17 protein-coding genes are annotated in these 16,809 nt (G+C 53.1%); 6 read left to right on the top strand and 11 right to left on the bottom strand.

The genetic code is table 11. The annotated features are described in order from the left end of the window. Positions 1–49 precede the first annotated feature (49 nt). Positions 50–247, bottom strand: coding sequence for a cold-shock protein (locus tag CHH67_RS05495; protein ID WP_028405178.1), 198 nt, complete (start codon positions 245–247; stop codon positions 50–52). A 197-nt stretch (positions 248–444) separates the two neighbouring features. Here CHH67_RS05495 and CHH67_RS05490 point away from each other — a divergent pair, with 197 nt between their 5' ends. From CHH67_RS05490 to CHH67_RS05470, 5 genes are all read left to right on the top strand, one after another. After that, positions 445–678: a hypothetical protein gene (locus CHH67_RS05490; RefSeq protein WP_095263986.1), complete on the top strand. Its 234-nt coding sequence runs from the start codon at positions 445–447 to the stop codon at positions 676–678. A gap of 3 nt (positions 679–681) precedes the next feature. Next, positions 682–864: a hypothetical protein gene (locus CHH67_RS26690; RefSeq protein WP_095264044.1), complete on the top strand. Its 183-nt coding sequence runs from the start codon at positions 682–684 to the stop codon at positions 862–864. 206 nt (positions 865–1,070) lie between these two features. Beyond that, on the top strand, positions 1,071–2,861 hold the full coding sequence (pepF, locus tag CHH67_RS05480) for an oligoendopeptidase F (protein WP_095263985.1): 1,791 nt from the start codon (positions 1,071–1,073) through the stop codon (positions 2,859–2,861). 96 nt (positions 2,862–2,957) lie between these two features. Beyond that, positions 2,958–3,299 (top strand): LapA family protein, encoded by a 342-nt coding sequence (locus CHH67_RS05475; RefSeq protein WP_095263984.1) that lies wholly within the window; start codon positions 2,958–2,960, stop codon positions 3,297–3,299. A gap of 44 nt (positions 3,300–3,343) precedes the next feature. Beyond that, complete coding sequence (locus CHH67_RS05470) at positions 3,344–4,381, top strand: M42 family metallopeptidase (protein WP_095263983.1); 1,038 nt, start codon at positions 3,344–3,346, stop codon at positions 4,379–4,381. Positions 4,382–4,562: 181 nt separating this feature from the next. Here the strand turns inward: CHH67_RS05470 and CHH67_RS05465 are convergent, their stop codons facing one another. The 9 genes from CHH67_RS05465 to hemE form a co-directional block, all read right to left on the bottom strand. Beyond that, positions 4,563–5,612, bottom strand: a complete 1,050-nt coding sequence (locus tag CHH67_RS05465) for a DUF4179 domain-containing protein (RefSeq protein WP_341036867.1) — start codon at positions 5,610–5,612, stop codon at positions 4,563–4,565. A 91-nt stretch (positions 5,613–5,703) separates the two neighbouring features. After that, positions 5,704–6,297 carry an RNA polymerase sigma factor gene (locus CHH67_RS05460; protein ID WP_095263981.1) on the bottom strand — a complete coding sequence of 198 codons (594 nt, stop codon included), beginning with the start codon at positions 6,295–6,297 and terminating at the stop codon, positions 5,704–5,706. A 255-nt stretch (positions 6,298–6,552) separates the two neighbouring features. Beyond that, positions 6,553–8,526, bottom strand: a complete 1,974-nt coding sequence (locus CHH67_RS05455; protein WP_095263980.1) for an ABC-F family ATP-binding cassette domain-containing protein — start codon at positions 8,524–8,526, stop codon at positions 6,553–6,555. A 188-nt stretch (positions 8,527–8,714) separates the two neighbouring features. Continuing rightward, complete coding sequence (locus tag CHH67_RS05450; RefSeq protein ID WP_095263979.1) at positions 8,715–9,521, bottom strand: DUF92 domain-containing protein; 807 nt, start codon at positions 9,519–9,521, stop codon at positions 8,715–8,717. 42 nt (positions 9,522–9,563) lie between these two features. Then, positions 9,564–10,187, bottom strand: coding sequence for a fumarylacetoacetate hydrolase family protein (locus CHH67_RS05445; RefSeq protein WP_095263978.1), 624 nt, complete (start codon positions 10,185–10,187; stop codon positions 9,564–9,566). A gap of 3 nt (positions 10,188–10,190) precedes the next feature. Then, entirely contained in the window at positions 10,191–10,970 is a 780-nt protein-coding gene (locus CHH67_RS05440) for a glycerophosphodiester phosphodiesterase (protein WP_095263977.1), read from the bottom strand. A gap of 31 nt (positions 10,971–11,001) precedes the next feature. Next, positions 11,002–12,300, bottom strand: coding sequence for a CapA family protein (locus CHH67_RS05435; protein WP_095263976.1), 1,299 nt, complete (start codon positions 12,298–12,300; stop codon positions 11,002–11,004). A 150-nt stretch (positions 12,301–12,450) separates the two neighbouring features. Further along, complete coding sequence (gene hemH / locus CHH67_RS05430; RefSeq protein WP_095263975.1) at positions 12,451–13,401, bottom strand: ferrochelatase; 951 nt, start codon at positions 13,399–13,401, stop codon at positions 12,451–12,453. Between the two features lie 51 nt (positions 13,402–13,452). Next, positions 13,453–14,517 carry a uroporphyrinogen decarboxylase gene (gene hemE / locus CHH67_RS05425; protein ID WP_095263974.1) on the bottom strand — a complete coding sequence of 355 codons (1,065 nt, stop codon included), beginning with the start codon at positions 14,515–14,517 and terminating at the stop codon, positions 13,453–13,455. A gap of 240 nt (positions 14,518–14,757) precedes the next feature. On the opposite strand from hemE, the gene CHH67_RS05420 reads away from it, so the two are divergent. Next, positions 14,758–15,969 (top strand): MFS transporter, encoded by a 1,212-nt coding sequence (locus CHH67_RS05420; protein ID WP_095263973.1) that lies wholly within the window; start codon positions 14,758–14,760, stop codon positions 15,967–15,969. Between the two features lie 104 nt (positions 15,970–16,073). On the opposite strand, the gene CHH67_RS05415 is transcribed toward CHH67_RS05420, so the two are convergent. After that, positions 16,074–16,706: an O-methyltransferase gene (locus tag CHH67_RS05415; protein WP_095263972.1), complete on the bottom strand. Its 633-nt coding sequence runs from the start codon at positions 16,704–16,706 to the stop codon at positions 16,074–16,076. Positions 16,707–16,809 lie beyond the last annotated feature (103 nt).

Genomic DNA, 16,809 nt, shown 5'->3' with positions numbered 1-16,809 from the left:
GTGCTTCCATGCCTAGGTAATTCTATAAGATCTCCGCTTCGGAGTTGACTTACAGTTTTGTTACGTTGGCTGCTTGAGGACCGCGGTTGCCTTCTGTAATCTCGAACTCTACCGCTTGGCCTTCTTCCAAAGTTTTGAAGCCTTCTTCTTGGATTGCGGAGAAATGTACGAATACATCCTCGCCACCTTCAACGGAAATGAAGCCGTAACCTTTTTCTGCGTTAAACCATTTAACTGTACCTTTCAAATGAACAACCTCCTAAAAATACCGCCATCTATGGCGAATACCCATATTATATCCCATGTTTTCCTACATTGCAATCCGTCATTTTCCTATGCCGGGTTTTTTAGCATTTTTTAACGGAAGATCATTTGCTTTTCAACCCGCCATTGCGTTATCATTGACCCAAAAGCCTAAGTCGCAGACGGAGAAGGAATTGCCACATGATCAAAAAACATGAGATATACAAAAAAGACAAATGGAACATGATGACTGTTGAGGTCCAGGGACGCTACATTGTACTTCGGGAAATTTCCGATCAGTGGGGCGAGGATACACAAACCTTTATGAGCCGTCCGGCACTCATGCAGTGGGTGCAGCAACGCTTTCCTAAAGAGGAATTCGAAGGACGGGAAGAGGAATGGCAGCAAATCATGGACCGTTTCAAGCAGGTGTAAATGATGGATTACACAAATGCCGTTATTTTCATCATATTGGCCTTTAGCCTCGGGTTCATCATGATTATGAACAGGGATCGGATTCCGACCCAGTTAAGACGGGGAATGGCCCTCATTGCAGCTGTCATGGTCCTGTTTGCCTTTTACCTCATTGTATACAGTTTCCTAAGTTCGGGTTCCTCTTAAATAAGAATAAAGGATGAAACAGCGGATATCGCGGCATACTATGGCTCGATTGCTACTTTTTAGGAGGATGCCATATGAGATGTTTTAAGGTGCTGTGCGTTGCCGCAGCGCTGACGCTAATCCCTTGTACCGCTGTCTCATCCGCTGTTCCGAGAGCGGAAGCCGCCCGAACTTCATTTCATACCTATCATCTAAGGAGGATTCCTATGGAAAAATTATTGAAGCGCTCTGAAGTTCCCGCTGAGCATAAATGGAAGCTGGAGGATTTGTTTGCCGATCAGAAAGCATGGGATGAGAGCTACGCGAATGTCCGCGAACTGCTGAAGCGCACCCATGAATTTCACGGAAAACTGAACAGCGCCGAAGCGATCAAATCCTGCTTCGAGCTCGAAGACGAAATTTCCTACCATACCGAGCGGCTATACGTGTACGCCCATCTGCATCATGATGAGGATACGGCTAACCCTACATACCAAGCTCTTTCTTCGAAAGCCAAGAAACTCAATGTCGAAGTCGGCGAAGCGCTCTCCTTCATTACGCCGGAGATTCTTGCATTGTCCGACGCCGAGCTCGACAAGCTGATTGCCGATCCGAGCCTTCAGGATTACCGCTTCACCCTGACGGAGATGAAGCGTGAGAAAGCGCATGTCCTGTCCAAAACCGAGGAGGCGCTGCTGGCCCAGGTCGGCAACCTGTCTACTGCCCCGCAGACGATCTTCGGCATGATGAACAATGCGGACATGAAATTTCCGAAGATCATGAACGAAGAAGGCAAGGAAGTCGAGCTGACACACGGAAACTACATCCAGTTCCTCGAGAATCCGAATCGTGAAGTGCGCGAGCGTGCATTCAAAGCGGTGTACGAAACATATGGCAAGCAGAAGAACACGCTTGCGGCGACCTTGAATGCTAATGTGAACAAGAACATGTTCTACTCCCGGGTTCGCAAATACCCTTCCGTGCTGGAAATGTCCCTGTATGGCGACAACATTCCGAAGGAAGTGTACACGAATCTGATCGACACCATCCATGAGAGCCTTCCGCTGCTTCACCGTTACATGGAGCTGCGCAAGAAGCTGCTCGGCGTGGATGAACTGCATATGTATGACCTGTTCGCACCGCTGGTGGAAGAATACAAATGGGATATTACCTACGACGAGGCCAAGCAGATGACCATCGAGGGTCTGGCTCCGCTCGGCGAAGATTATTTGAACAACCTGAAGGCCGGTTATGACAATGGCTGGATCGACGTGTACGAGAACGAGAACAAACGGACCGGCGCATACAGCTGGGGCGCATACGGTACCCACCCATATGTGCTTCTGAACCACAAGGACAATCTGAACAGCATGTTCACCCTTGCCCATGAAATGGGTCACGCGCTCCACTCGTTCTACTCGGATACGAACCTGAAATACCGGGACGCGCAGTACACGATCTTCCTCGCGGAAGTGGCCTCGACAACCAATGAGGCGCTGCTTATGGATTACCTGCTGAAAAACGCAACCGATCCGAAGCAAAAAATGTACCTGCTCACCTACTATGCCGATCAGTTCCGTACAACCGTGTTCCGTCAAACGATGTTTGCCGAATTCGAGAAGCTTGTGCATGACCGGGCCGAAAGCGGCGAATCGCTGACAGCTCAGGATCTGTCTGACATTTACTATGATCTGAACGTGAAGTACCACGGCAAAGGCATGGCGGTCGATAAGGAAATCGCGATGGAATGGGCGCGTATCCCGCATTTCTACACCAGCTTCTACGTGTACAAATATGCTACCGGATTCTCGGCAGCGACCAGCTTCTCCAAGCAAATTCTTGAAGAAGGCCAGCCTGCTGTGGACCGCTACCTTGGCTTCCTGAAGAGCGGGGGCAGCGATTATTCCATCAACATTCTGAAAAAAGCCGGTGTTGACATGTCTTCGCCGGAACCGATTCGCGAAGCGATGAGCGTGTTCGAAGACATTATCCGTCAGATGGAAGAGCTGACCCGATAATTCGTATCTGCCAGGCGGCCGGTACGACATGCTCCATAAAATCCCTTGCCCCATGGCGGCAAGGGATTTTATACTGTTGTGGAAGGAGGTGTCCATATGAAAATGCAATGGTCACTGATCGCAGGGCTAATATTCGCACTGCTGACGGCCATTTTTGCCGTGATCAATGTGGATCCGGTGCAAGTCAATCTGCTGTTCGCCAAGGTTTCGATCCCGCTGATTCTGCTCATTATCGGCTGCACATTGATCGGGGGGATCATCGTCGGCTCTTACGGGATATACCGCCAATATCAGATGCAGAAGGAGATCAAATCCCTGGCCGGACAGCTCATACATATTCAGGAGGTCACAGGATATACACCTGAAATTCCGCAAAGGGAGACCGAGGCCGAGTCACAGGACAGCGAATCAGACCGCGCACCGGAAGAAAGCAAGTAGCAGACCTAAACAAAAACACGAATTGAATTAAAGGAGTTTTCTCTATGTCTATCCAGCCGAATGAAGATTATATTTTGAGTTTGCTGACAGAGCTTCTGGACACCCCGAGCCCGACCGGTTATACCGCCCATATTATGAAACGCATGGAGCAAGAGGCAGCAAAGCTCGGCATCGATTTTCAATATAACGAGAAAGGCGGTGCTATTCTAAGCGTCCCTGGCACCGACGGCAGCCGAACCATTGGTCTCAGCGGCCATGTGGACACGCTAGGCGCGATGGTTCGCTCGATCAACACCGACGGCACGCTCCGCCTGACCCGCGTCGGCGGCTTCATGATGAACAGCATCGAGAACGAATATTGCCAAATCCACACCCGCGCCGGCAAGGTATACACCGGAACGATTATGACAACGAAGCCGTCTGTCCACGTCTTCAACGATGCCCGCACATTTGAACGTGAGGAAAGCCATATGCAGGTCCGAATAGACGAGCAGGTTGAGAACGCTGATGATGTGAAGAAGCTTGGCATCGGCGTCGGTGACTTTATCTCCTTCGATGCCCGGCCGGTCATCACGCCAAGCGGCTACATCAAATCCCGGCATCTGGATGACAAGGCAAGCGTAGCTGCCCTCTTCGGTCTGCTGGAATCGATGAAGCGGGACAACTGGAGCCCGCGCCATCACGTGAAAATTCTCATTTCCAACTACGAGGAAGTTGGGCACGGCGCGGCCTATATTCCATCCGATATCAGCGAGATGATTGCGGTGGATATGGGATGCATCGGCGATGATCTCAGCTGCAAGGAGACCGATGTATCGATCTGTGCCAAGGATTCCTCAGGCCCTTATGATTATGAAATGACTTCTCGCCTGATCCGTCTGGCAGAGCAAGAAGGCATACCGTACGCGGTCGACATCTACCCGAACTACGGCTCCGATGCCTCAGCAGCCCTCTCCGCCGGAAGCAATATCCGGGCCGCGCTGATCGGTCCGGGCGTGCACGCATCGCACGCGATGGAGCGAACGCACAAGCAGGCTGTGCTGAACACGACCCGCTTGCTCGCCGCGTATGTAGCTGAATAGCAGGCCGCATCCCTGAGCCCTGAGCTCGATACTATGAAAGTACCCGATGGACCGAGATATGAATGAAATCTTCTGACAACCTATAGACCAGAGATTGACATGGGCTCGGACGTTGGAGACGCTGTCCAGCAATTGGACAAAAAGGCGGTTCTCGAAATTATTCTCGAGAACCGCCTTTTTCTTATTCTATAACAGGAATGGTCATTTCCAATTCCTTGATGTACGTTTTGTCGCCATAGCTATCTTTACCTTGGCCGACAACGCTCCAATCCTTTTTGTTTACTGTAAGTGTAAACGGCTTAATGGTAAGTTGCTTCGGCGTCCCTTTAACCGGACTGTACAGCTGATCAACATGGTATTCCGTTTTTGGCTCACTGTTGAAATATCCGAACTTATCGTGGGTTAACAGATTGCCTTCCTCATCTACAATATCGTAATACATCATGCTGGCGATCAAATCGCCGGTTTGTTCCGCGGATCTTGGCACCATCCCAGTGCTGTCGATGACCAGCTGGGTCGTTACCGGCGTGAGGGAAATCTGTTTGACTGTGTAACTGAAACCATCATAACTTTGGGTAGCGTTCGGCTTGAGCAACACGGCATCGTTCTCGATTTTCACCGGAACCTTGAATTCGAAGGCTTCATCAACGCCCGTCACTTCGACCCGAATCGTCAGCTCAAATTCATTGCCCCAAGCTGCTTTGTCGTTTAACTGCCACTCTGCGCGGAAAGCATTATCTCGAAGAGGGTAATCTCCAAAGCTGCCTGTACTGGCTCCCCCTTCACTGAACTTGAATTCTTTGCCGTCGATAAGTATCGTCGTTCCTGCCGATTTAATATACCCTTTTGGCATTTCGTCTTCAGGCTTTTCCCTTTCGCTTAAAGGTGCGACCGTTCCCTCAAGGTCCACCCCTTCCCGGTCCAGCACAAAGGACAATCTCGTTCCGTCATACAGCAGATCGCTCAATTTCAGCGTTACGCCATCCTGCGTTACACTCATATTCGGATCACTGACGATTCCTTGATCCAAAGCGGCTTTCACGCTTTCCTCTGAGGTGCCTTTAAAGAGCGTACCGAACACCGGAACCTGCTTTAGAGCATCTGCCATCACCGGGGACACGAAGCCGGAACCGATAATCCCTCCTCCGAGAACTGCGGCTGCCGAAGCGGCCACGATTGTGCGTTTCCACATTTTCCCTTGTCTTGAAGCCTTGTTACTTGTTCTGCTCATTTCCATCTCTCCTATTCGATTCATAATTTTTGTACTCATGCTTTCTCTTGGCATCGACGAATGGCGGATCATCCGCTCGATGTCCTCCATTTCAGCGGATTCCATGCGATTCGGCAAATGTACCATGGGCCAACACTCCTTTTTCTTTTGCTTTTGCCATCAACTTTTTGCGTATTCGCTCATACTTCTTGCGCAAGGTCGCGGGCTTGATCCCCATCACTTCTGCAATCTCCTCAAAATGATATTCCTCTACCGATTTGAGCAGTAGAATGTGACGCTCCTCTGCTGTGAGATACGTTAATAGTTCCTCAACTGCCGACTGATGCGGGGAAATATCCTGTACCGTATGCTGTTCTTGGCAGCGCTCAATCAGTTTTACAATTCGGCCCTGTTTCTTCTTTATATTGATCAGATGATGGTAGGCTACCTTGTATAACCAGGCAGAAAAGGATACTTGATTGCTGTACTGATGAAGATTAGTATAGGCCCTGATAAAAATTTCCTGAACCGCATCCTCCGTCTCTTCGTGATTTCGCAGAATATAATAACAATACGTGTACATCTGCCGTTCAAACTGGCGAATAATTGGAGCATAGGCCTCCTTGTCTCCAGCCTTAACCCGCTCTATAAGCCATTCGATTTTTTGGTTCTTGTCCATAGCTTCCCCGGGGATTACAGGATGCAAGAAGCTCACCTCCTTTGCTGTTTACATTTATATAACAACTTGAATTCGCTGTTTTGTGACAAGCCCATCAAATTTGCATGGTCATTGATCCGGTCATAAGTCACCCAAGAAAAAGAGAATGGCGCTATTTCCTCGCCAGACATGAATCAAATCTGCCGGAAATAGCGCCAAAATTCCTTATTATATTTCGGGAGTCCTTAGACTCCGGAATTGTCCATGGTGGGTGCTTTACTGGTAGAGATAAAGCTTCCAGATTTACGTATTTCGCTGGGCTTCAATTTTCTCTGCCAGTTCATTCAGGTACGTCCAGCGCTCCATCAGATGTTCCAGCTCGGCCTCCGTCTCCTGCTGCGCCTGCATCAGCTCCTGAAGGCGGGCTGCGTCGCTGACTGCCTGTTCCATCTCCTGCAGGATGTCCTGCAGCTTGCGCTCGGTCTGCTCTATTCTGTCGTCGATCTGTTCATATTCACGCTGCTCATTGTAACTGAATTTCAATCGCTCCCTGGCTCCTTGCCCGGATGGACCCGGCCGGTCATGCTGTCCCGGCTCCGAGGCTTCCGATTCGCGGGCCGAACCGGCTGCGCCCGCAACGTGACGGGTCCCCTTCGCCTGATCTTCCGCCGAGCCGCCAAACTTTGCGATCCATTCCGCATATTCGGTGTAAGCTCCGACATGGACCCTAACCTTCCCGTCGCCTTCGAAGGCCCAGATTTTGTCCGCGGTACGATCCAGGAAGAAGCGGTCATGGGAAACGACGATGACCACGCCCGGGAACTCGTCCAGATACTGCTCCAGCACCGACAGCGTCTGGATATCCAGATCGTTGGTCGGCTCATCGAGCAGCAGCACGTTCGGTGCGCTCATCAGCACGCGCAGCAAGTATAGCCTGCGCTTCTCTCCTCCCGACAGCTTGGCAATCGGCGTCCACTGCATCGTCGGGGAGAACAGGAAGCGCTCAAGCATCTGCGCAGCCGTAATCGGCGTTCCGTCCGCCGTCCGGACCACCTCCGCCTCGTCCTTGATATACTCAATAACGCGCTGGGTGTCGTCCATCTCCTGATGCTCCTGTGTAAAATAGCCCAGCTTCACCGTTGGCCCCAGCGTAACCGTGCCGCTATCTGGCTGCAGCTTCCCGGCAATCATGTTCAGAAGCGTCGATTTTCCGCTTCCGTTCGGGCCGACGATGCCAATCCGGTCCCCCGGAACGGCGATATAGGAAAAGTCCTGAATCAGCACCTTCTCATCCGCCTGCTTATGCAGATGCTCCAGCTCCACAATTTTGCGTCCCAAGCGCGAGGATGCCACGGACACATCCAGTTCCCCGGACTGGTGAACCAGCTCCTGATCCTTGAGCTTCTCGAAGCGTTCGATTCTGGCCTTTTGCTTCGTCGTGCGGGCTTTGGCCCCTCGCCGTATCCAGGCCAGCTCGCTACGGAGCAGATTTTGCCGCTTCTGCTCAGCCGCTGCCTCGCGCTCCTCCCGCTCGGCCTTCAGCTCAAGGAATCGGCTGTAGTTCGCTTCATATCGAAACAGCCGTCCGTGATCCAGCTCCAGCATGACGTTGGCCACCCGATCCAGGAAATAGCGGTCATGCGTAATCATAAGCAGCGCTCCCCGCCGCTTCTGCAAATACTGCTCCAGCCAAGCCACCGATTCGTTGTCGATATGGTTGGTTGGCTCATCAAGAATAAGCAGATCGGATGGCTGAATGAGTGCGGCAGCCAGTGCAACCCGCTTGCGTTGTCCACCGGAGAGCGCTCCCATTTTGGCATCATAAGACCGGATTCCCAGCTTGGACAGGATGCTCTTGGCATCACTTTCAAACTGCCATGTCTGCAGCTCGTCCATCTTCGCATTAAGCGCAAGCAGCTTCTCTTGAAGCTCGGCATTGCCGGGATTCAGCTCCAGCAGTTCCATCGTCTCCGTATAATCGCGGACAAGCTTCATCTCCGGAAGATCACCGTCGAATACTTGCTGAAGCACCGTTTTGTCCGGGTCGAAGTCCGGATTCTGCGCTAGATATTGCACGCGAATCCGGTTTCCGATCGTAATCTTGCCGGCATCGGCCGGCTCCAGGCCGGCAATCACCTTGAGAAAGGTTGATTTGCCCGTTCCGTTCACCCCGATAACTCCAATTTTATCCTGATCCTCCATGCCAAAGGAGGCGTCCTGAAACAGAATTTTGTCTCCATAGCTTTTGCTTAACTGCTGAACGGTCATAATATTCATGTAACTGATCCCTACTTACGTATTAGTTTTCCGAGCATCGATCACAGCACACAGATTGGCCTGCCTGGTGGGTATCGCGCCGCACTAGTCCACTTGATATTGCACCATACATACCACCATGGCCGGTGAGTACCCACCGTGCACGCCTCCACAGCCCAGTGACCTAGTGAATACGCACCGCAACCCACTTACCCCGCGATCAGCAAGCCGACTGCCCAAGCGGCAGCACCGCCAAGCAGCGAGCTGATCATATTGACGGCATCGTTATTCATCGCTGACCATCCTCTTGCACGCACCGTCGCCGCGCCGCAGTGATTCGGCACCTCCACTTCCTTCCTGCAGACCTGACAGCGGTACATGAGCTGCACCGTCGCGCCCAGGTACGAGTCGGTGAAAGCCCCGACAAGCCCGCCCGCCAGTCCGGCCAGACTGTACGCGGCCAGATGCGGGGCCATCCCGGCGACTGCCGCAAATGCATAGGCGCCGAGGCCGATAATGAGACCGCCGAGCGCCGCAGCTGCTGATCCGAGCCAGGATACGCCGCCTGACGTCCCCGCCGGCAGCACCTTGCCGCTGAGAATCGAGCGCGGCGGCTTTCGGCTGAGACTGCCAACTTCCGTTGCCCAGGTATCCGCCGTCACCGCTGCCATCACGCCGATGAACAGCCATATCCATACCTCGCCCGGGCTCCAGTAATGGATGAGACACAGCAGCATGCCGATACCGCCGTTCGCCAGCACCTGGCCGGCATCCCTGCGGCCCGTCTTCGCGTATGATTTCTCAAGGTCGGCCTTTCGGGCCGAGCGAAACCGCGACAGCAGCGTCGAGGTAATGAAAAAAAGAAGCAGGATCCCAAACCACAGCATGTTCCCTGCTCCGTAATAGATGGTTCCCATCACCAGCGCTGCGATCGCTCCGGATTTCGACAGCGATTCTTTCCAATAAGCGGCTCCAGCGACTGCCGCGGCACCTGCGGCCCCGATCAACCAGTCCACGGCTCATCCTCCCATCTGATTCCTCTTCTCGATATGCGGTGTCTATCCGATCTGGCAGCGTCCCAGCCTGTGCTCTCCCCAGAACAGCTCAAACACATCGTTGCTCTCTACAGGACCGACACCGGCAGGCGTACCGGTAAAGATCAGATCCCCTTCGCCAATGCCATAGAATGCCCCGATATGATCAATGATCGTCTGCAGCGAGAAAATCATATCCTTCGCATTGCCTCTCTGTACCTCTTGCCCGTTCTTCATAACGGTAAAATCCGTTTCATTCAGCTTATCCACACCCGGGAACGGCACGAAATCCGTCAGAGGCGCAGACGATTTGAACGCCTTCGCCGCCGTCCATGGATGCCCCTTCTTCTTCAGCACATCCTGGACGTCGCGCAGCGTAAAGTCAATGCCAAGCGCCATGCTCTCCACCAGTTCCTCAACCTTCATTCCCGGCTTATACTCGCGTTCGGCACGAATGACCAATTCGCCTTCAAAATGCAGGCTGCCCCGGTTTAGCGGCAGATCCAGCACCGCTCCATCCAGCGGAACCACCGCATGCGTCGGCTTCATAAAGATCATCGGCGACTCCGGTACGGCATTGCCTAGCTCTTCGGCATGGAGACGATAATTTCGCCCCACACAATACACGTTTCTGATGAATGTACTCATTCTTTACGCCCATCCTCTCCATATTCTTCGCCAGAACGAAATCTTCTGCCCAAGTTTGCTCATAAATATTTGGCCCCACGTATCGGGGCGGTTCGTACAGATCATAATTTCCGGGTTCATGCGGGCCAAGGATCTCATCACTTTCGGATCATCCACCGTCCAGGCCATCGGCGTAATGCCGTTCTTCACCAGATCGGCTGCAAAGGCAGCGTCCAGATGCGAGTAACCGATGGACAGAAACGTGCATTTCATCCGCTTGAGCCGCGACAACAGATTGCGCGGGTGGCTGTCGATAATGAGGCCGGTCCGCACCTTCGGCTCTAGCTCCTTCGCCGTGACCAAAGCCTTCGGCTCAAACGAGGTCAGCACAATGTCAGACAGCATGTCATGCGTTTCAACACACGCGAGCACCTTCTCCTCCAGCCCGGGATACATATTCCCGCTCGTCTTCAGCTCAATGTTCACCTTCAGACGCCCTTTGACCAGCTGCAGCACCTCATCCAGGGAGGGGATCTGCTCTCCAGCGAATTGCCGCCCCTTCCAAATCCCGGCGTCCATCTTCCGTATTTCCTGCCAGGTCAGATCCTTCACTTTCCCCCGCCCGGTCGTGGTGCGGTCTACACTGAAATCATGAATGACAACAGGCACACCGTCTCGGGTCATCTGCACATCAATCTCCAGCCATTCCACAAACGGCTCATCCATCGCCATTTGAATCGCCGCCCGCGTATTCTCAGGCGCTTTGCCCGAGAAACCCCGGTGAGCCACACATAAATTATTCATGGGGGACCTCCCTGCATACTTCGAAATATGTTTACGGGCCTGGAACAGCCTCACCACTTGGCTTGATCTGAATCCCGCCGATCGAGCGTTCCTGAACCTCTTGCAGCAGCGCAAGCGCCTCATCGCCCTCAAGCGGAATCACTTGCCCCACCTCTGTCCGGTACGGGATCAGCTTCATGTCGCAATCGCCCTTGTCCGTGCAGGTAGCCTGGAACACCGCGGTCTTCCAAGTATCCGGGTTCGTTGATTTCGTAAAAATAAAATTACCAGTGCTGTAAGCAATCCATTTCCCGTTATAGCGTTCCAGCCCCTGCAGCACATGCGGATGCCCGCCGATACACAGATCGGCTCCCGCATCAATGAAGGCGCGCGCCAGCATCAGCTGGTTATCGTTCGGACGGAATTTCAGCTCCTCGCCCCAATGCGCCATCACCACCACCAGATCGGCACGCTCCCGCGCTTCCCCAATGGCTTCAACCACTTGAGGCAGCACATGATCATAGGCCCCGGCTACGCCGGGCCTGTCATCCAGAGCGTACCAGCTCGTTTCCGGGAGCACCCTGCTGAATCCAAGCAGCGCCACGGTCATCCCGTTCAATTCGAAATAACGGGCACTGTAAGCTTCCTGTGCATTCTTCCCGGCGCCGACATAATCAATGCCATACTCCTGCAAATGCTGCAGCGTATCCAGCAAGCCGTCCACGCCCTGGTCCAGAATATGATTGTTGGCCAGGTTAACCGCATCAACGCCTGCCTCCCGCATAGGGCCCAGCGCTTCCGGGGAGGACTTGAACACATAGCGCTTGTTGGCCGGAACACCTCTTACCGTCACCGGTGTCTCCAAATTCAGAACCGTCAGATCATCATCAAGAAATGTCGTTCCCAGATAGCGATAAGGATAATCATAACCGTGCTCCTGGAGCATCCCTTCCACCTTGCCGGAAAATAGGGTGTCTCCAGCAAAACTCATGACCACCGATCTCGGCGAATCCGGCTCTTCTATGTTCTCATTTCCTTCAGAAGAAGCGTCCGGTTCATCCGTCAGCGGCGGATTTCCTTCACCTTCCGGCGGCAGCTCCGGCGGAGGCTCCTCGTCACTTGACGCTTCATGGCTGCTCGCTCCGTGGTCGTCGGCTCCGTCCTCCGTCATGCCGGTTGCCGGATACGCAGGTCCCTCTTCCGCCTGCGGCTCCTGCAGCACAAAATAATATACAAGCAAGGCAGCGATCAGTATGATCAACAATAAGTTCAAAAACATCCATACCCTGCCGCCTCGCTCACGATGGGCCTTCTTCTCGGCCTTGCTCTTCTCCGTACGCGACAGTTGCATCGTTCACTCCTTGAAAATATTCATTTTTTTCACATCATTTTCGTAACGCCTTTTCCATTATACCAGCTTCTCTTCAAAGAGTAGAACCCCCCGTCATCGCCGGGGAGTTCTTTATTGGCAAACCTATTTAAATATTGGGCTTATCAAATATTACTGCTCCTGCGTCTCAGCCAGCAGCGTAATGACCGAATCGCTTAACGCCTCCATATACAGCGGATCGCTGTTCAGCGAGTCAATGCGCATAAGCCGCATGTCCATCTCTTTAGCCACGCTCTTCGCTTCAATGTCCAGGTCATACAGCACTTCGAGATGGTCTGACACGAATCCGACCGGTGCGACGAGCACATCCTCCACCTGCTCCTTGTTGAGATTTTGCAGCGTGTCCAGAATATCCGGACCGAGCCACGGCTCGGCGGTGCGGCCTGCGCTCTGCCATGTGAACTGCCACTGCTTGACTCCCGCTTGGTCGGCAACGGCTTTGGACGTTTCGAGCAGCTGATCCTGGTATGGGTCGCCCATCGACAAGATCCGCTCCGGCAAACTGTGGGCGCTGAACAGCACTCTGACACTGTCACGGTCTGCGCCCGCCTCCTCGAACTGGTTCAGCTTGGCCGATACCCGGTCGGCGAACGCCTCGATCAGCTTCGGATGCAGATGATAGCTCTCCACAAACGAAATCTCAAGTCCAAGTTCATCCGCTTTCGCCTGCGCTCGTTTTATATAAGATCCGATGCTCATGATCGAGTAATGAGGGGCCAGCACAATGCCAACCGCCTTCGTGATCCCGTCTCGCACCATGCTTTCCACGCCGTCCTCGATGTACGGGGACGCATGCTTCAAGCCTTGATAGCATACAAACTCCGTATCAACCGCCCGCGGATCAACGTTCAGCGTCTCCTGCAGCGTTTGAACCTGACGGTCGGTATTTTCCCGAAGCGGGAATACCCCTCCGACAATGGCCTCATAACGCTCGGTCAGCTCCTTTAGCTGCTCCTCCGAAGGCTTGTTTCCTCTGCGAATATGGGTGTAGTAGCTTTCGATTCCTTCCATGCTTTCCGGTGTACCGTATGACATGACCAATACGCCGATTCTGGATTTCATATTCCATTCACCTCTTCTGCTGATTTAGATGATGCTCGCGTCAAGAACCGATTAGGAACGCAGCTCGTGTGCGCCAGCCTTCAGCGCCGTTTCCGAATATTCATGAATAAAGCCCGTCAGCTCACGCAGCTTGTCCAGCGAGGCTTCCGGAAACAATCCATGTCCCAGATTAAACACAAATCCAGGCTCCAGGATTCCCTGATCGATGATGTCCTTGGCATACTGCTGGATCACCGGCATCGGGGCGGTCAGCACCGTCGGATCGAGATTGCCCTGAACCGCGTACTGATGATTCAAGCGACGGCGGCCCTCCGTGATGGACACCCTCCAGTCCAGACCGATTACATCGGCTTGAAGCTGGGTAAGTGTAGGCAGAAGCTCGCCAGAACTTACACCCGGAAAATAAATCTTCGGCACATTCAATTCCTGAAGTTCGGCAAAAATACGTTCTATCGTAGGCAATACGTACGTTTGGAAATCCTGCGGAGAGAGCGCTCCCACCCAGCTGTCAAACAGTTGGAACGCTTTGCCTCCGTTTGCGATATGCGCCTTCAAATAAGTAATAACCATATCGCCGAGCTTCTCCATCAAGGAAAACCATACTTTCGGCTCGCTGTACATCATCTCTTTGGTGCGGAGATAGTTTCTCGACGGTCGGCCTTCGATCAGATAACTCGCGATCGTAAACGGTGCACCGGCAAACGTAATTAGTGGCACCTCAAGCTCCTTGTCGAGGATGCGGATCGTTTCCAGCACATGGCCCAGGTCGCCTTCCACATCAATCGGCCGCAGCTTCTCGACATCGGCCGCCGTGCGGATCGGATTGTCGATGACAGGGCCGATATTCTTGACGATATCAAAATCGAGCCCGATGGAAGCCACCGGATTCATAATGTCGGAATACAGTATCGCAGCGTCGACACCCAGCTTCCGAACCGGCATCATGGTCACTTCTGCCGCTAGCTCGGGTTGGCTGCAAATTTCAAGCAAGGAGTATTTCTCTTTGATTTTTCGATATTCCGGGTCATAGCGGCCGGCTTGCCGCATGTACCAAACGGGAATACGGTCCACCTGCTGCTTGCGGCAGGCTCGAATAAACTGGTCGTTATAGGTCATCATTAGGCCCCCATCATTGTGTATAAAAGTTCCTTTCATCATTATGCCCTTTTTAAAAGTAGGTAACAACCGTCTAACATGGATATCCTATGAAAATCGCATGACAATCTTATGACATTGTCATCATATGTATTTGTTGAAATATGTTATACTGGAGGAACGGCGTTTTTCGTGTTCTCTCGAAATGTCTATCGCTTGGTGTTCGGAGAAGACATCTGAGAAAGGAGTGTGAGGAGAACATTGAGCAGTTGGAAAGTAAATCTTATCGTGCTGTGGTTCGGACAGTTCCTGGTCAATTCCGGCATGACGATGATTACTCCGTTCCTAACCTTGTATCTGGCACAGGACCTGAATGTGACCGGCGATCGGACCATCGGGGTATGGGCGGGGTTAATCTTTGCGGCCAACTTTTTAACATCGTTCATTTTCCAGCCGATATGGGGCAAGGTCGCCGATAAGTATGGACGTAAAATCATGCTGCTGCGCTCCGGGTTCGGAATGGCCATTGTCATTGGCTGTATGGGATTTGCCACACACCCGTGGCATCTGCTGGCACTGCGGCTGCTGAACGGAACGATCTCGGGCTTCAATCCGGCAGCGATCTCGCTCGTATCGGGCACCACCCCGAAAAACCGCATGGGCTTCGCCATGGGCATCATGCAGTCGGGTCAAGTAGCCGGAACGATTCTCGGCCCGCTCATCGGCGGTCTGATGGCAGGCTGGGTCGGATATCGGCCTATTTTTTTCATTACGGGAGGACTGATCTTCCTTGCTTCCCTGCTTGCCCTGTTCATGGTTAGAGAAAATTTCGACCGGGAAGAGGCTGCCCACACACCGCAAACCTCGGTGCTTGCCGGGCTTAGAGAACTCAGTCATATTCCGCAGCTTCCGGCCTTGTTCGCCGTTACGTTTCTGCTGCAGTTTGCCATGATCAGCCCGATGTCGCTCCTGCCGCTGTATGTCCAGAAGCTGCACGGCACCGCAGAGGGCATCGCATTATGGGCCGGCTTCGTTGTGGCCGTCACGGGTTTGTCCAATATGATCGCTTCACCGATCCTGGGCCGATTGAGCGACAAGCTCGGTGCGCATCGCATTCTCACCTATTCCTTGATCGGTGCCGGACTGACACTCATCCCGCAGGCGTTCGTGCAGGAGGTATGGCAGCTGATCGTTGTCCGGTTTATGATGGGGGTATTCATGGGCGGATTGCTGCCGAGCGTAAACGCGCTGATTCGTTCCTACACGCCCGATGGCATGGAAAGCCGCTCCTTCGGGTTCAACACAAGCGCGCTGGCGCTGGGCAATATGCTTGGGGCGGTCATCGGCGGATTCCTATCCGGATTCATCGGCATTGAGGGCCTGTTCCTCATCTCGGGCAGTCTGCTCATTCTGAATATGATCTGGGTGAAAATCAAGCTGTTCGCGCATAAGCCGGCACCGAAGTTCCGGTAATCCGCGAACTATAATGAAATGGCAAAAAAGCGATGCATCCTGAACCGAGGGTGCATCGCTTTTTCAATTATAGGACCATCAGCCGTGCATTCCACCCGGGCTGTTCACTTCACGCGCGCAAGAATGAGCCCGTCGTAGGCGGGAAGCAGCGTGCTCACCAGCCTCGGATCTGTCGCGATCCGCTCGTTGAAGTGGCGTACTGCCTGCACTGAGGGACCATTCTTATCCGGATTGAGGGTTCTGCCGCGCAGGAAGCAGTTATCTCCTGCAATCAGCGCTCCCGGATTCGCCAGCTCAATCGCATAATCCAGGTATAGCGGGTAGTTCTCCTTATCCGCATCGATGAAGAAAAAATCAAAGGTCCGTCCCTCGCGCTTCAGTCCGGCTAAAGATTCCGCAGCAGGGCCAATCCGATATTCCACCCGGTCTTTGAAGCCAGCCTTCTCCAGATGGCTGCCAGCCAGGGCGGCGTACTCCTCCTTCAGCTCAAGCGAAGTCAGCCTTCCTCCTTCGGGAAGACCCCGGCACAGACAGATGCCGCTGTAACCGCCCAGCGCCCCGATCTCCAGCACGCTTCGTGCCCCCGCCAGCTGGACAAGCAGGGTGAGCAGCCTCCCGTAGGCAGGCGCTACAGACACCTCCGGCATGCCGTGTTCTTTGATGGCCTCCAGAACCTGCAGCAATTCCTCATCTTCCGGGTATAATTGGTTAACATAATCATGGGCTTCGATCAACAAAGGGAAACCCTCCTTCTAATCTAATATTACCGCGCCGAATGCGTCGTCCAAGCCGTTCACTCGTGGTCTATCATATGACAATTGTCTTGAATAATGCAATCGC

The organism is Paenibacillus campinasensis (assembly GCF_002272015.1).
Classification (GTDB): domain Bacteria; phylum Bacillota; class Bacilli; order Paenibacillales; family Paenibacillaceae; genus Paenibacillus_AQ; species Paenibacillus_AQ campinasensis.
This window is presented reverse-complemented; position numbering and strand designations above follow the sequence as displayed.

Coding starts and splice junctions, on each gene's coding strand:
- hemH (WP_095263975.1), bottom strand. CDS start 13,401: ATGAAATCCAGAATCGGCGTATTGGTCATGTCATACGGTACACCGGAA.
- pepF (WP_095263985.1), top strand. CDS start 1,071: ATGGAAAAATTATTGAAGCGCTCTGAAGTTCCCGCTGAGCATAAATGG.
- CHH67_RS05445 (WP_095263978.1), bottom strand. CDS start 10,187: ATGAGTACATTCATCAGAAACGTGTATTGTGTGGGGCGAAATTATCGT.
- CHH67_RS05440 (WP_095263977.1), bottom strand. CDS start 10,970: ATGAATAATTTATGTGTGGCTCACCGGGGTTTCTCGGGCAAAGCGCCT.
- hemE (WP_095263974.1), bottom strand. CDS start 14,517: ATGACCTATAACGACCAGTTTATTCGAGCCTGCCGCAAGCAGCAGGTG.
- CHH67_RS05455 (WP_095263980.1), bottom strand. CDS start 8,526: ATGAATATTATGACCGTTCAGCAGTTAAGCAAAAGCTATGGAGACAAA.
- CHH67_RS05470 (WP_095263983.1), top strand. CDS start 3,344: ATGTCTATCCAGCCGAATGAAGATTATATTTTGAGTTTGCTGACAGAG.
- CHH67_RS05475 (WP_095263984.1), top strand. CDS start 2,958: ATGAAAATGCAATGGTCACTGATCGCAGGGCTAATATTCGCACTGCTG.
- CHH67_RS05435 (WP_095263976.1), bottom strand. CDS start 12,300: ATGCAACTGTCGCGTACGGAGAAGAGCAAGGCCGAGAAGAAGGCCCAT.
- CHH67_RS26690 (WP_095264044.1), top strand. CDS start 682: ATGGATTACACAAATGCCGTTATTTTCATCATATTGGCCTTTAGCCTC.
- CHH67_RS05465 (WP_341036867.1), bottom strand. CDS start 5,612: ATGAGCAGAACAAGTAACAAGGCTTCAAGACAAGGGAAAATGTGGAAA.
- CHH67_RS05490 (WP_095263986.1), top strand. CDS start 445: ATGATCAAAAAACATGAGATATACAAAAAAGACAAATGGAACATGATG.